The sequence below is a fragment of the Poriferisphaera sp. WC338 genome, from assembly GCF_050931845.1.
In the GTDB taxonomy this organism is placed as follows: domain Bacteria; phylum Planctomycetota; class Phycisphaerae; order Phycisphaerales; family Phycisphaeraceae; genus Poriferisphaera.
This window is the reverse complement of the sequence record NZ_CP194516.1, coordinates 2,020,843-2,036,355: the sequence shown is the minus strand read 5'-3', so window position 1 is coordinate 2,036,355 and position 15,513 is coordinate 2,020,843. Positions and strand designations below refer to the sequence as shown.

The window sequence follows — 15,513 nt, the reverse complement described above, 5'->3', positions numbered from 1 at the left end:
GCCCGCTAGACCCACACGCTCACCTGCGATATCATGTCCCCTCACGCTTGGACCCGGTCAGTCGCACGGAGAGACAATCATGGCTACCACATTTCAGTGCACCCTTGTCACACCAGCTGAGAAGCTGCTCGATGAGAAAGTTGTTTACGCTTCGATCCCCGCACATGACGGGCAGATCGGTGTCGAACACCTTCGTGCTCCGATGCTTGTGAAGCTTGGCTATGGCCAGTTGCGCCTTGATCTCGCAGATGGATCATCTGAACAATACTTCGTCGGCGGTGGGTTCGCTCAGGTGAAAGATGATGTTTTGACGCTTCTAACCGATGAAGCAGAAGTTGCCAACACGATTTCTGCTTCGGATGAGCAGCAGAATCTGGACACACTCCTTGCGAAGCCAGCCATGTCTGGCTTCGAGCTAGAACAGCATCAAAAATCGCTGGATCGAGCCCGTGCCCGGGTTGAGATTGCCAAGCATCATTAATCTTCCCTTGTTGAAAGTTTTACTTTTGGGTGTTCGCCGCGTCCTGAATTTGGATGATAGGTGAGTGTGACGAGGTCGCCTGTTTGTTGCGGCCAGTATTCGAGTGCGCGGCACCAAAAGCCCGATAATCATATTGCGATCGTGTTCGCACGTTACGCCCAAACCATTTTCATCACGGAGCGCACATGCGTCGCACATTGCGGCAGTACATTCCGAGCATGTTCCATCGCCGCTTGTTGCTGCTGGGTACCGTGGCGGCGGTTGTTTTGTTTGTATTGGGATTTCGGGCGCTGACATTGGCGACGGGGGAATCACAACATAACGCAGAAAGAGATCTTGCTGCATCGTTGCAGAAAACTATTCCAACAGACACGATCCGCGGCAAGATCACTGATCGTTTTGATCGACCGCTTGCAGTGGATGTGCCGAGTTATGACGTAGTGGTGTCGTATGACTTGATCTCGGGGAACTGGACGCGTCGGCAAGCCTGGGCTTCACTTCGCAAAGACTTGCGACGCCAAGATAAGTATTGGTCTGAGCTTTCGACACAGCAGCAAAATGACTTGTATGACAAGCATTATGACCGGTTCAGTGAATACGAAAACAATCTTTGGATGATTCTTGCGGGGTTAGGGCGGAAGATGCCAGAGGAGATTCAGGTTCGTAAGGATGAGGTGCTCCGTCAGGTAATGATCCTTTCGGGGAAGCACACGGTGAATCGTGAACGTCGGCTTGAAAAGCTGTGGGATGAGGAAGTAAGTTGGCTTGAAGCAGAGGAACGCATCCGTGAGGAAGTGACCAAACATTGGGTGCTGCGCGATGTGCCTGCCAAGGTGCAGCACGAAGTACGAAATTTTATCCGCACCGCAGAGCAAGCCGAGGCGAAGCGGATCGAAACAGATCGTGATGATGAAGGGTATGAACAGATCGCCGATGAGGAAGCTCGCTTCCGTGCATGGCGGCAGGTGGCGGTGGTAAGACCGAAGCTGCGAGAGTATCCACTGGAGTCGGTAGAAATCACCATTGATCGATCAACCTTGCCGTCACCGATCCGTTCTGATGAGCCATTGACGATGGAGGTTAGCGGCTTGGGGTTGCAGGTGTTGGGTTTGATGCGTGATGTTTATGCGGAAGATCAAATTGATAAGCCGTTTGCGGATCGCAAAGGCAAGATTGTTGATTTGCGTGGGTACCGAGATAACGATCGGATTGGTGAGAGTGGGATTGAAGCGAATCTTGAATCGCGGCTGCGTGGTGCAAGGGGGATCACGCGAAAAGAACGTGGCAAGGTGCTGGAGGATTTAAGCATTTCGCCTATTCGTGGGAAAGATGTGCGGCTGACGATTGATGTGTATTTGCAAGCACGTATTCAGGGGATACTTTCGCCGGGGGTGGGGTTGCTTGAGGTGCAGCCATGGCACAGTTTCGATAGTCGGTATCCGTTGGAGTTGGGGTCGCCATTGCAAGCGACGGTGGTGGTGCTTGATATTGAGACTTCAGAAGTACTAGCGGCAGTGTCGGCGCCGAATTATTCGCTTGAGCAGCGACAAGAAGATTATGCTTCATTGCGAGATGATTTTTTGAATCTACCGTTGAAGTTTAGACCTGCAGGGATGGCGTATGAATGTGGGTCGACGATCAAGCCGTTGCTTTATGCTGCGGCAGTGACTGAGGGTGTGATTGGTATTGACGAAGAATTTGCTTGTGATGGCCCACTTGATCCTAAGTCGCCGCTGAAGCATCGGTGTTGGATTTTCAAGCGGCATATGCTTAGCCATAGTACGTTACGGGGTGACCAGGCAATCGGGCATTCATGCAATATCTTTTTTTATAACGTGGGGATGAGATTGGGGATTGATGGTTTGCTCAAGTGGCTTGAGCGGTTTGGCATGGGATCAAAGTTAAACTCAGGTGTGTCAGAGGTGCGCGGCGATCTGCCGAAACTGGGTGAGGTGTTTGAGAAAGATGCGATCAATATGGGGATTGGCCAGGGGCCGATCAGTTGGACGCCGCTTCAAGCGGCAGCAGCATACGCGGCTCTGGCGCGTGGTGGGATGTATATTTCGCCAACGTTTGTAGCGTCATCAGATCGAGAAAAGCCACAAATCAAGCAGGATTTGAATCTTGATACGTATGCAGTGGCGATGTCGTTGAAGGGGATGGAGTACGTGCTAGATGGCAGTGTTGGTGGGGGGAACAAGCTGAAGCTTGATGCAAAAGATCGGCAGTCACCCATTGAACCCATCTTCAATATTGAGGGTGTGGACGTCATTGGTAAGACGGGGACGGCACAAGCGTTTAAGCGTTCGGTTGAGCTTTATGATGAAGCTGGGAATTTTAAGGGATTTGGCGATGAGTTGCGTGATGGGGACCATGGTTGGTTTATCACGCTAGTGAGACCGGAGGGTGAGACGGATTATAAATATGTGATTGCTGTGGTGACGGATTTTGGTGGTTCAGGCAAGCCGGCCTCGGGGCCGATCAACAATCAGGTGATTCATGCGCTGAAAACAGAGGGGTACTTGCCATGAATCCAGTACTCGCAGCGCTAAGAGACTTGGCAAAACCGACTCCGGCGTGGTTTACGTTGTTTGCTGCGGTATTGCTGACGACCTTCGGTATTTTGGCGATTGATACGGTGTCGCCGACGCATGCAGATACGCAGTTAAAACTATGGTTGCCAGTGGCAGTGTTTTGTATGTGTTGTTGTATCGTGCCGCACCATCGTTTGATTGGTTACGTGACGCTGCCGTTGTTGATACTGTCGGTGTTAGCATTGGTGTATTTACTTGCGCCGGGGGCGCCGTTTGTAAGGCCAATCAATGGGGCACGGTCTTGGATCATACTGCCGGTAATGCGCGTGCAGCCTGCGGAGTTTGTAAAGATTTTGTTTGTATTGGCGTTGGCGAGGTATTTGCGATTTCGTTCGTCGTATCGATCGCTATTGGGATTGCTCGTGCCTTTCATGTTGATGTTTATCCCTGTGATGTTGATCTTGAAGCAGCCGGACTTGGGGACTGCATTGTTGTTTGCGCCGGCGCTGTTTGCAGTGTTGGTTGCGGCAGGTGCGAAATTGCGACACCTATTTACGCTGGTGGGTTTGGCCATAGCAGCGGTTGTGGTGGTGTTATTGGTGACACTGTTTGCGCCGCCATCATTTCAGATTCTCAAGCCGCATCAGCAACAACGGATCGTATCGATGGTGTCGTTAGCTCAAGGTGAGAAGCGACATGAAATGGATGCGGGGTTCCAGCAGTCGCGAGCAATGCGGCTTATCGCAGCAGCCGGTGTTTCGGGTTACGGCAAATCAGAATCAAATTATCTGATCACTGAATCTGGCTTGCCAGAGGCGCACAACGATATGATCTTCACCGTGATTGTCAATCGATGGGGAGCGACGGGGGGGCTTGCAGTGATTGGTTTATATTTTGTGTTTATTGTTTCGACATTACTGGTTTCCGCTCGAACAAAAGATCCGTTTGCAAGGTTGGCGTGCGTCGGATTTGCCGCGATGATTTTTACACAGGCAACAATCAATATTGGGATGCACCTTGGTGTGTTACCGATCACTGGGATCACGTTGCCATTCATTTCTTATGGCGGTTCATCGCTGTTATCGTTGTTTATTATGACAGGGTTGATTGTAAATTTCTCAGCGCGACCAGCGGCAATGCTTGCACGCCCATCGTTTGAGTATGACAATCCAGACGCGATCTTTCAGTAGTCACGTCTTTAGGGTGGGACATCCGGTTGATTTTTTTCTGAAGATGATCGGTGAGAAGCAGTTGATTGGAGGCAGGATCAGATTCAGTCATTTACGTACGATTCCTGCTACAATTCCACGCCATGAGTGAAACAAATGAGAATAAGAATAGGCCAGCGATTCCTGCGTTTGTGCGGGAGGATTTAGCACGACTTGAGATTGCGCTTGATGATGCGATGTTAGTGAAGCTGGCACGGTTTTTAGATTTGTTGCTGGATGCGAACACACGAATGAACCTCACCGCGATCAAGGAGCGAGATGCAGCATGGTCGCGAATGATCATTGATTCGCTCACGCTATTGCCGGGGCTTGAGAATGTGCCTGCATCTGCGAAGGTAATTGATATTGGATCGGGGGGTGGTTTGCCGGGCATCCCGTTGGCGATAGTGCGTCCAGATTTACATGTGACGTTGCTGGATGCGACGGGTAAGAAAGTCGCTTTCCATAATGAGGTGATCAAAACGTTGGGTCTTGAGAATTGCCGGTCGATTCAGGATCGTGCGGAGACGCTGGGGCAATCAAAAGAGCATCGGGGGCAGTACGACATTGCGATGTCGCGGGCGATCGGGAAGATCGCGGAGGTACTGGAATATTCACTGCCATTAGCTCGTGTTGAGGGGCGGGTGCTAGCGATGAAGGGGCCGGCCATTGAGCAGGAGCTTGCGGTGGCATCGGACGCGTTGGCGGTCTTGGGTGCGGGGGATTTGCAAGTGTTTGATGCGTATCCGGAGTCGTTTGGAAACAATCTGGTGATTTTATCTGTGGTGAAAGATCGGGTTACACCGGAGGAGTATCCGAGGTTGCCGGGTGTACCAAAGCAAAATCCGCTTTGAGGGTGGATGGTAGGGTGATAACCCGGTTCTTGACGTATGGGGGCGATGAGCTAACAATCCCCGAAGGTTGCAGCCGCACCGGTTGCTTCAGAAGGCGATTGCGGCTCCCACCTACCCCCGGTAAACTGGCTGACTTAAATTTTACGATTGTTTCAGGATGGAACAGACGACAGTATAATCAGGATCAAAATGGTCCTGTTTTGTCTTTCAAGGACGAGCATCAACCCGCAGCATCCACCCGTTTCGGCCTCTCTGGAATGTGGTCAGTCCCAGCTGTTGCTTATTGCAGAGCTGGTTTGCGAACAGACAGATCGTGCTGCACACAAAGGATTCATGCCCATGGGCGTACCCATCTCGCAAATGTGGACCGTAGCTACTTATGTTCTGGGGCAACGCCTCATTAAACGCAATAAACATTACCCACTGGTTCTGATGCTTGAGCCGCTGTTTCGATGCAATCTTGCTTGTGCCGGTTGCGGAAAGATTCAATACCCGGCTCATATCCTGAAACGCGAACTGACGGCAGAACAGTGCTTGAAGGCGGCTGATGAATGTGCTGCCCCGATGGTTTCGATCCCGGGTGGTGAACCATTTTTGCATCCTGAGATCGAAGACATCATTGAAGGCCTCGTCGAACGTCGCAAATATATCTATCTTTGTACAAACGCGATCTTGCTCAAAAAGAAGCTTGAAGAAGGGCGGATCAAGCCGTCGAAGTACCTGACGTTTTCGGTGCATATGGATGGGCAGGAAGATCATCACGATTTTGCAGTGTGCCGTGAAGGGACTTATGAGAAAGCTATGGCGGGCATTAAGTTGGCCGTTGAGATGGGGTTCCGTGTGACGACCAACACGACCTTGTTTGAAAACTTTGATCCGAACTCCACGCGAAAATTCTTTGATGAGATGATGGAAGTCGGGGTGGAAGGCATGATGGTTTCGCCCGGGTATGCATATCCCAAAGCGCCGGACCAAGCGTCGTTCTTGCGTGAACGTAAGCAGACGACCGATGCGTTTGAGACATTGCTTTCGAACCGGAAGAAGAAATGGATCTTCAATCAGTCGCCATTGTTCCTTGAGTATTTGATGGGCAAGCGGGACTATGAGTGCACGCCGTGGGGGAATCCGACGTTTAATATTTTTGGTTGGCAGAAGCCTTGTTACCTGATTCAAGAAGGTTATGCCGAGACGTTTGATGAACTCATCAAAACGACCAAGTGGGAAAACTACGGCCGGGCTTCAGGCAACCCATCCTGTCAGCAGTGCATGGTTCACTGTGGGTACGAGCCGTCAGCGGTCAATCACACGTTCGCGTCCTTCGGCGGCATGTTCGCCACCGTAAAAGCGATGCTTTTCAACAAGTACGCCAACCCCGCCGCACAGAAGCGTCTGGCAGAAGAAGCGAAGAAGCCACACGGGCCAATTTCACAGGTGGTTCAGCTTGGGATTGAGGTGAACGGCAAGAAGGTCACTTTGGACGATTTTGAATCGACCAAGAAGCGCCCAACGACGGACGAGACAGTGCCGGCCGCATAAGCAATTCGGACCGGAATAAGTCATCATTAAAAGAAATCCACCGCAAGATATTGGTCCATAATTATTTTGAACCAAATCCTAACTCGTGGTATATTAAACAGTTCAGTGGGCCTATATGGAGAAGCTATATATGTCCGCGCTATCAAATAAGAGCGAAAGTTGCCGTTCGGTTCCTGCGAAGATCTCGGCCACTTTCGTTGATCTTTCCATCAAGACGCATCGTGACCACACGCCACTGGATCTGACGTATGACCAATGGGTGAGTGAATTATCCGATATGCAGGCAGCAGGGATCGGGACGGCGATCGTTTCTCGTACATTGGTTTACGGCCGTACATACCACTATTCAAAGCACTTCGAAACATGGAATGAGAAGGATACGTTCACACCTCTCATGCAGGCGGCGACGGATGTGGGTATGCCACTATTTTTCTCAGGGCAACTAAACAATCTGTTCTGGTCGTTGGATGATGCGAACTTTGATCGCCTTCTGGTTCGAGATCTGGAGTTGTCCAAGCGGCTGTTTGATGAATTGCTAGAGCAGTATCCTGATGCGCCACTGGAAGGTTTTTACATTACGTATGAGCCGGACCGGATGAATGCACCGACGGAGAAGCGGATGCAGTCGCTACGGAATTTTATGGTAGGGATCTATCATCATTTGAAGCAGGCGCGGCCGGACTTGCCGTTGCTTACCTCACCATTTTATGGTTTGGAGGTTCCGCCGGATGAATTGGCAGATTGGTGGCGGGCATTTTTATCTGAGCCGATGTGCGATATCGTTGCGATGCAGGATGGGGTGGGCTGTGCGAGAAAGATTTCACCGACACATGTTGCAGAGTACTATCCTGCCCTGAAGCAGGTGTTCGATGAGAAAAATATCACGTTCTGGAACAATCTTGAGACATTCGTGATGAATCCTGCGGTGTCTAAGACGCCATGTGATCCGAAGGATCTGTGGTTCTACTCTGCACCTATCTCACGGTTAGAAGATCAGTACGAAGCGGCGAAGGATTATGTTTCACGCACGATTACTTGGGAGTATGGTAATTTCCTGTCCAAGCGGTGTGCAGGCGAGGATATCTACAATGCATTTAAGGCATGGAACTTGTCTGTGACGGCGGATGAAAAACAACTCGAACCGTGTGTGGTCACGAGCTAATCATTGAGTAAACCAATTGAATCAAAAAAGCCCGTACATCGCGTGCGGGCTTTTTAAAATTAGCTAATTGTTGATGCAGAGTTAGTGTTGTAGTTGTTTGAGAAGGTCTTGCGGTTCGGTGGGGGTGTTATGATCGCCTGTGATACGATTCGGGTCACGGAGAAGTTTGGTATGCCCGCCGACGATGGTGGCGATGGGTAAGCCGGTGACTTGCCAGCTATGGAAGGGGCAGTTACGACCTTTGCCTGCGAATGTGTTTGCGTCGATAGTCCAATCATGTTTGGGATCGATGATGGTGATGTCGCCGTCGGCACCGGGAGTGAGATGCCCCTTGTTTTGTAGGCCGACGAGCTGGGCGCTATTAATGGTCATCATGGCGATCATCTTCGGCCAGTCGATAGCATCGGATTCAATGAGTGCTTTAGCGTAGAGGGGTAGAGCACATTCGAGACCGATGATACCGTATGGAGCTGCAGCAAACTCGAGTTCCTTTTCCTCACTGGTGTGTGGTGCGTGATCTGTGGCGAGGATAGTAATGGTGCCGTCGACGATACCTTCGATGATGGCGTTGATGTCGTCTTTGCTGCGGAGCGGTGGGTTCATTTTATAGTTGGTGTTGTAGTTGCCGCAGTCCTCATCGGTGAGCAGTAAATGATGGGGGCTGGCTTCACCCGTGATGTTATTGGAGAGCTTGCGTGCTTCGCGGATGAGTTCAACACCACCTGCTGTGGTCATGTGTTGTGCATGCCATTTGGCTTTAAAGCCTTGGTATTTGGAGAGGAGGATATCGCGTTGGATGATGAGGTCCTCAGCGACACGGGGCCAACCAGAGAGGCCAAGGCGAGTGGCGGTGGGGCCGGCATTCATCGCGCCACCACCGAGTTCAGGGTCTTCGCAGTGCTGCATGAAAACTTTGCCGAGCATGCCGGTCTGTGCGAGGACTTTGTTCATCACGCTGGCGTTGGCGACGGCGCAGCCATCATCGGAGAAGCCGACAGCACCGGCTTGTGTCATAAGCCCCATCTCCGAAAGCTCTTTGCCGTCACGGCCTTTGGTGGCTGCTCCCACCGGGAAGACATTCGCGAGGTTCGCGCGTGCGGCTTGCTGGTATACAAAATCAATTCGGCCATCATCATCGAGGGCAGGGTTGGTATTGGGCATACAGCAAACGGAAGTGAATCCTCCTGCGACTGCGGCTGCGCTGCCGGTGGCGATGGTTTCTTTTTCTTCCTGTCCAGGCTCACGAAAATGGACATGAACGTCGATTAGGCCGGGCGTGACCAAACATCCGCCAGCATCGATAATCTGAGCACCGTCTGTGTTGACGGGGGATGATTTCTTGCCGATTTTTTTTATTTTGCCATCGTGAATCACGACGTCGGTGACTTCGTCTATGTTATTGAGGGGGTCGATGACCCGGCCGTTTGTGATGGTGATTGTTGCCATACGCGGCATGATAGCACACTGAGGCGATCGGTTCGCGTCTTCAGCGAAGTTCTGGAGTAGCCAATAGGCTTGTAGCTGGCTAGAGAAACTGGCGTATGCGATTAATCAGAGATATCGACATTGAAATCTTCTTCATCAAGATCGCGGAGCGAGTCGTAGTAGGCTTTTCGCATGGTGATCGCCTCGACAGCGAGATTATGCGTGGCGATGTTACGATTGCAGTATTTGGCCAGCAAGATCAGGACGCACTGAACCATCAGATAGCACATGATCAGAACAGCGATCCAAACAAGATATGTCGTGCTTTCATCCACAGGCTCAATATCGGCCGCTGTGGGAATGCGTCTCAAGGGCGTCTTAGGTGACCTGCAGTTATCGGCCATTGTGTGTGCTGGCGAGTGAAATGGCGAGGTGGATGACAGTATTGTCACCCATTTTAGGTGGTAGAGGGTAGGAAAGAGGCTGCGCGACCCACTTGGACTAGGAAATCAATCAACTTTCGATAAACTGTTACCATGCCGGGACATTCATCAATCCGACAATTTCTGATTCTTTTCATTGCTGCGTTTGGGACACTTATCCTATGCGGGCAGCCTGTGTTTGCGCAACAGCAGCCAGTGACACTCAATATCAGTCGCAATGACATGGGGATCAACGGTATTATTCGAGCTGGCACATGGACGCCGATCCGCTTGTCATTGACGAACAATGCTTCTGAGACGCGGCAAGTGACGTGCCGGTGGATGATCCCGGATTCTGACGGCGACACAGTCTTTGCCGAACGCACCGTGAACCTGCCACCAGCCATTCAGCAACAAGTTTGGCTCTATGGATCGCCTGCATATTCAGCGAACAACAATACGACGTGGGATTTCCACATCCTTGATACAGAAACCGGAGAGTTGCTTGCGTCGCAACTCAAGGTCGCGATTCCAAAGTACTTGTCTGCAGAAGAAAGTGCGATTGGAATTTTCGGTACGGGCAATATCGGCTTGAACGATTTCATGACGACGAGTGTCAATCAAGGTTTTGGATACAGCCGATTTCAGCCGTACATCGGATCGCACGAATACACGGATTTTATTGCGAATCTTCAATTGAATAATCTGCCGGACCGGTGGTATGGGTTGTCAATTTTCAACACGATCGTCTGGTCTCAGAATGGCGGTGATCCGAACGAGGCACGTGTGCGATCAGAAATGCTCGGTGCGGTGCGTGAATGGGTTGAGCGGGGCGGGCATTTTATTGTGATTCTTCCTGCGGTTGCAGAGCCGTGGACTTCGTCGTCGTTGGCGGACATGCTGCCAGTAGATAAATCGCAGATGCGTCAGTACGAGGCACTACCGCCGAGTAATATTGTTGGCTTGTCGATGAATGAGCCAACGCCGATTTTGATGACCGCATTTGATGTGCAACCGAATCAAGATAAGGTTTCGATCGTAGCAACGGACAAGCAGGGCACGCCATTGATCGTGTCACGTCAGTACGGCTTTGGCAAGGTGACGCTGATCGGTATTGATTTGGCTTCGCCGAGTTTGAGATCGATGGGGTTGCCGGCCTATCAAAAGCTTGGGATTTGGCATGATGTGCTGCGGTGGCAGGCGCCGGCGTACCGTGGGAAATTTATTGACGAGCAGGTTAAACAAGGAAAGATGACGCGCGGTCGTTCACCGGCAGATCTTACCGCGTTTATCCCAAACATGATCGCGATGCGGAATACAACGTCGGCGGCGTTGCTGCTCGCGTTGTTACTCTTTGCCATTTACTGGCTGCTTGCGGGGCCGATTTCATACGCCACGTTGAGATATCTGAAACGGCCGGATTTGTCGTGGACAGTTTTTGGCGGGTTGGTGGTTGTGTTCATTGTGATTGCGTGGTCAGGCGCATATTTTATGCGTCCGACGAGCAGCCAGATCAATCATTACACCTTGTTGGATATGACGTCGGAAGATGATCAAGTTCATGCCCATAGTTGGTTGTCGCTCTACATGCCAAGCTTCGCATCCAACAGAGTGGCGGTGGCACCTGATTCGCCGAGTGGTCACAATACGCTGGCTTCTCCCGGGTTTAATACGTTATCAGATGGTTCGGGGTTTATTGATACGCAATCATATGTGCAGCAATCTGGGAAGCCATATGCTGCAGAGATTCCCTTCCGTGCGACGACGAAGAATCTTGAGATCGATTTTTATGGTGATATTTCCGCAGAGCAATCAGGTTTGGATAAACCTTGGCCGCGGATTGAATCCGATTTGGAGATAGACAATCTGTTTCGACCAACAGGTACTATCACACATCGTTTTGCGACGCCGTTACGAGATATACGATTCGTCTACATGCCGGGACGTGCTGCAGGATCTTCTCGTCCAGCACGTGACAGCAAAGTTTATACGTGGCGTTATAACGGTGTGTGGGAGCCGGGTAAGCCGTTGACGGTTCAACTCCCATCAGTTGGTGCGAATGATCTGATCAAGTGGCCGAAGAAATACACAAAGCGCACATGGTCTAAGGAAGGTTTTCTAGGGACATTGATTGGCTTGAATGCAGGCGATCGTTTCCACGAAATAGACCCAACGCAAAAGGTGAATATTCCAGAAAGTAGTGTGATCCAAGCGATCGAGTTATTGAGTTTCTATGAGATGCTCCCGCCACCGGATTTTTATGCAGATTCACTCAGTGCACCGCGATCTTATCGCCGTTATCTTGGACGGTTGTTTGACCTGACACGATTGATTGATGGACGACGATTGGTTGTGATCGCACATATGGATCAATCTACGTTGCCTATCCCATTAACCGTAGATGAAGGTGTGCTGCCATCGAAAGGTTGGACGACGATCCGCTGGGTACATACGTTTGAAGACCAAGAAGTGAAAACGTTTGAAACTACAAAACTGCCGTAATTCGTGTGTAACAGAATTTGTTCTAGGAATGAAGCGATCTAATTGATTGGAATTTTAAGATGCCCATGATTCAAACCATCAATCTGACGAAGCGTTATGGAGATCTGATGGCGTTGTCGAACTTGAACCTTGAGATTGAACAGGGTGATTGCTTTGGTTTCATTGGGCCGAACGGTGCAGGTAAAACCACAACGATCAAAATTCTAGCAACATTGCTTAAGCCAACTTGGGGTGAGGCTCGCATTGACGGCTTATCCGTTGGGCCAGTGAATGCGCGGGCAGTTCGATCGATCATTGGGTATGTGCCGGACTATTTTGGTTCGTATCAAGATATGGTGGTGAAGGAGTACCTTGAATTTTTCGCAGCGGCCTACGATATCAATGGTGAGCAGCGCGAGCGTGTGATTCGAGATGTACTAGATCTGACTGATTTGTCTTACAAGATCGATGCAGAAGTGAATTCTCTTTCACGGGGGATGCAGCAGCGATTGTCGGTGGCTCGCGTGTTGCTTCATGATCCAAAGGTACTGCTATTGGACGAGCCGGCCTCGGGGCTTGATCCGCGGGCTCGTATCGAGATGCGCGAGTTGCTCAAAGAGCTACATCGCATGGGCAAAACGATTCTGATCTCATCACATATTCTCTTGGAGTTAGCGGATTTGTGTAACAAGGTCGGTATTGTCGAGCAGGGGGCATTGCGATTTGTTGGGACGATCGATGAGATTCTTGAGCGGGCACGCTCTGGTGTTGTGTTACATGTTGATGTAGCTGAGCGTAAGGGCGAAGCAGCTCAGTTGCTCGCTGCGATTCCCGGTGTTGAAGAAGTTGATATGTCCAATTCGCATCTACGAATTCAGATCAATCCAGAATTGATCACACCGCCAGTCATTGCGGAGAAGTTGGTGACTTCAGGATTTCCGCTAACGAGATTTGATGAAGAAAAAGTTAATCTTGAAACAGCTTTCATGCGGCTGACCAAGGGTCTTGTTCAGTAACAACAAACGCATTTAAGAAAGCATTCTCTCACGTAACCCGCGGTATTGGCCCTGCATTTTTCTGACGTTTTTATCAAATTGGTTTTGATCACTCTCACTGAGCTTTTCGCGGACTGAAGTATACATTTGATCTCGATCGGGCATGGTTGCACGCATGGCTTGCCATTCTCTACTTAATGCATTTAGTGTGTCTTCTTCGTTGGTTAAACGTGCTTGCTTGATGGCCATGCGGAGTGTTGCAAGTTCGTAGCGGTGTTCAATCCACCATGAGGCTTGTTCACGGCTCCATTTTTCTATGATTTGTGTTACTTCCAATCGGTTTTCACTGGTCAGTGGGATAAGGTTGAGCAATCGAGCTTGCATTCGCCTTTCCAAAAGCATGGCACGTTCCTGTTCATCCTCGTCAAGTTCTGACATGCCGCCGGTGAATGCATCGATACGATGGCGAATATCGGATACATTTTCATCAAATTGCGCTTCTTGGTCATTTGAAAGTTCATCACGAATCGTTTGTGTGAGTTGCTCGAATCGCGGGCGTGTTTCAAAGACATTTTGAAGTTTTAATTTGAGTTCTTCAGCCCCATCTATATCGCCTGATTGCAATTCAATACGCATGTCAAGCAAGAAGTTACGGAGCCCATTTACATGTGCCGCCCGCCAAGCGACAACACGCTGCACGTAGTTGTCTACTTCACCTTGTATAAGCGATTTCTTCCAATCGGTGAGGTTCAGGCCGACTGTAAGATCATCGAAGATCATCTGCTGCATGCTGATGCGATCGCTGGCCCCCACTGATTGTTCGAAAGCTTCTTGGCGTTCTTCCTCGCGGCTTGAGTTTGCAACATCGAGTTCATGCCACATCCCCGCCAATCCTGTTTGATTGAGGAAGGCAATAGATACGGCGATTAAGAACAAGTGCCAAGTCGAACTCACCCTGGTTCTGTTCATATGAGTAAATCCAATACTGTATAAAACAGATCGATATCACCACAATTATACGCTTGTCGCATTAGGGTATCCTGTTTTATAGGGTATATGCCTGATCGATTTTCTTTAGCAATTAGAGTTTTGAGGAGAACACAATTAAGGGAGGATAGGCAATTGTTTTATTGGCTGATAAAAAAGCCCGAGGTGTTCTCGGGCGAATCATTGGCGTCATTATATGTAAGCGGGTGGCTTAAAGATCAAGTTGATTGTCGTTATCACGCGATTGTTTTTTAGGCTTGTTTTGCTTTTTGTTCTTTCCGTCTTCCCCGTCACGTTTTTTGTCACCACGTTCTTGATCGCGTTGACCTTTGGGGCCCTGAAGATTTTTTCGGAAGTTTTTCTGATTGGCTTCGAACTGTTTTTGTTGCTCAGGTGTGAGTTCAGCTTTGATATCTTCGAAAACACTTTCCATCTTAGGGGCGGATTGGAGGAGTGTTCTCATTTTCTCTCTTGCAGCATCCATGGCCTCTTTGTCTTTACTCTTGCGAGCTTCGATCATTTCAGCGCGGGCTGCTTTGAGGGCTTCGCTATTGCTTTCTCGCCACTCTTCTTTTTCCTTGCGGCCTTGCTCAAAAATCTCATGGATGGATTCACGCTGATCCTGTGATAGCTCAATGTCTTTGAATAGCGCTTTGTGGCCGCGATCACGCATCCTTTCTTTGCCGTCCGGTTTATCTCCGTCTCGTTTGTGACGCGGTCCCCTCTCGCCGTCATCATTGGCTCCCGGGCCACGTTTTTTGCCTTGCTCCCAGTTCTCTTTGATTTTTGCCCTGTTTTCAGCAAATATCGTTTGCTGGTCAGGGGTAAGAATACTATTCACCTTATCCAGTGTTGCATCGGGCTTGGGAGCAGATTCACGAAGCTTTTTCATTTTCTCTTTAGCAGCAGCGATTGCTTCTTTGTCTTTGCTCTTCATGGCGTTCTTAAATTCAGCGCGGTGTGCTTCAAGTTCATCGCGATGAGCTTCATGCCATGCTCTACGTTCATCGTGTGCGGTCTTCATGATGTCTTCGACTTTTTCCTGTTGAGCATCAGTGAGTTCGATGCCCTTGAAAAGCTGCGCTTTCATGCGCTTGTGGAACGCTTCACGAGATTTCTTTTGATGCTTTGGTCCGCGATCATCGCCCTGCTTATATTTCGCAGGTTGAGTAGCAGATGAACGTTGTTGGCGAGGTTTTTCGTTTTCTGCCCAGACATTCCCAGCACAGAACCCACCAATGACGAGCAATGCGGTCGCGGTGATTAATTTTTTGTGTTGCATGACTTTGTCCTTTTCTTGCCCACATTTAAAAATACTGTTTGGCCCTGCATGCATAACGCCGACAAAATTGGCCTATTGCATCGATTTTCGACATTCTCAGCGACATGGCCCGAGAATCTGCATTCAACTATGATGTATGACTTTCC

Annotated in this window: 12 protein-coding genes; 8 read left to right on the top strand and 4 right to left on the bottom strand. The window is 49.9% G+C overall.

Translation table 11 applies throughout. From position 1 onward, the window contains the following. The first annotated feature begins 79 nt into the window (after window positions 1-79). From ACQ6WK_RS08370 to ACQ6WK_RS08345, 6 genes are all read left to right on the top strand, one after another. Window positions 80-481 (top strand): F0F1 ATP synthase subunit epsilon, encoded by a 402-nt coding sequence (locus ACQ6WK_RS08370; protein ID WP_432800291.1) that lies wholly within the window; start codon window positions 80-82, stop codon window positions 479-481. Between the two features lie 185 nt (window positions 482-666). Beyond that, window positions 667-3,012, top strand: coding sequence for a penicillin-binding transpeptidase domain-containing protein (locus tag ACQ6WK_RS08365; protein ID WP_432800290.1), 2,346 nt, complete (start codon window positions 667-669; stop codon window positions 3,010-3,012). Then, entirely contained in the window at window positions 3,009-4,205 is a 1,197-nt protein-coding gene (locus ACQ6WK_RS08360; protein WP_432800289.1) for an FtsW/RodA/SpoVE family cell cycle protein, read from the top strand. Before ACQ6WK_RS08365 ends, ACQ6WK_RS08360 begins: the two co-directional genes overlap by 4 nt. Before the next feature lie 122 nt (window positions 4,206-4,327). Beyond that, window positions 4,328-5,077, top strand: a complete 750-nt coding sequence (rsmG, locus tag ACQ6WK_RS08355; RefSeq protein WP_432800288.1) for a 16S rRNA (guanine(527)-N(7))-methyltransferase RsmG — start codon at window positions 4,328-4,330, stop codon at window positions 5,075-5,077. 339 nt (window positions 5,078-5,416) lie between these two features. Next, window positions 5,417-6,613, top strand: a complete 1,197-nt coding sequence (gene hpnH, locus ACQ6WK_RS08350) for an adenosyl-hopene transferase HpnH (RefSeq protein ID WP_432800287.1) — start codon at window positions 5,417-5,419, stop codon at window positions 6,611-6,613. 130 nt (window positions 6,614-6,743) lie between these two features. Then, a complete protein-coding gene (locus ACQ6WK_RS08345; protein WP_432800286.1) occupies window positions 6,744-7,775 on the top strand; it encodes a DUF4434 domain-containing protein in 1,032 nt (343 codons plus the stop codon). 81 nt (window positions 7,776-7,856) lie between these two features. On the opposite strand, the gene ACQ6WK_RS08340 is transcribed toward ACQ6WK_RS08345, so the two are convergent. Both ACQ6WK_RS08340 and ACQ6WK_RS08335 read right to left on the bottom strand, forming a co-directional pair. After that, window positions 7,857-9,230 carry a dihydroorotase gene (locus tag ACQ6WK_RS08340; RefSeq protein ID WP_432800285.1) on the bottom strand — a complete coding sequence of 458 codons (1,374 nt, stop codon included), beginning with the start codon at window positions 9,228-9,230 and terminating at the stop codon, window positions 7,857-7,859. A gap of 92 nt (window positions 9,231-9,322) precedes the next feature. Further along, window positions 9,323-9,571, bottom strand: coding sequence for a hypothetical protein (locus ACQ6WK_RS08335; RefSeq protein ID WP_432800284.1), 249 nt, complete (start codon window positions 9,569-9,571; stop codon window positions 9,323-9,325). Window positions 9,572-9,736: 165 nt separating this feature from the next. Between ACQ6WK_RS08335 and ACQ6WK_RS08330 the strand changes: the two genes are divergently transcribed. Continuing rightward, window positions 9,737-12,124 carry a hypothetical protein gene (locus tag ACQ6WK_RS08330; RefSeq protein WP_432800283.1) on the top strand — a complete coding sequence of 796 codons (2,388 nt, stop codon included), beginning with the start codon at window positions 9,737-9,739 and terminating at the stop codon, window positions 12,122-12,124. A gap of 59 nt (window positions 12,125-12,183) precedes the next feature. After that, window positions 12,184-13,119, top strand: coding sequence for an ATP-binding cassette domain-containing protein (locus ACQ6WK_RS08325; protein WP_432800282.1), 936 nt, complete (start codon window positions 12,184-12,186; stop codon window positions 13,117-13,119). A gap of 12 nt (window positions 13,120-13,131) precedes the next feature. Here the strand turns inward: ACQ6WK_RS08325 and ACQ6WK_RS08320 are convergent, their stop codons facing one another. Together ACQ6WK_RS08320 and ACQ6WK_RS08315 are read right to left on the bottom strand one after the other, a co-directional pair. After that, window positions 13,132-14,067 carry a hypothetical protein gene (locus ACQ6WK_RS08320; protein ID WP_432800281.1) on the bottom strand — a complete coding sequence of 312 codons (936 nt, stop codon included), beginning with the start codon at window positions 14,065-14,067 and terminating at the stop codon, window positions 13,132-13,134. Window positions 14,068-14,296: 229 nt separating this feature from the next. Then, a complete protein-coding gene (locus ACQ6WK_RS08315) occupies window positions 14,297-15,367 on the bottom strand; it encodes a Spy/CpxP family protein refolding chaperone (RefSeq protein WP_432800280.1) in 1,071 nt (356 codons plus the stop codon). Window positions 15,368-15,513 lie beyond the last annotated feature (146 nt).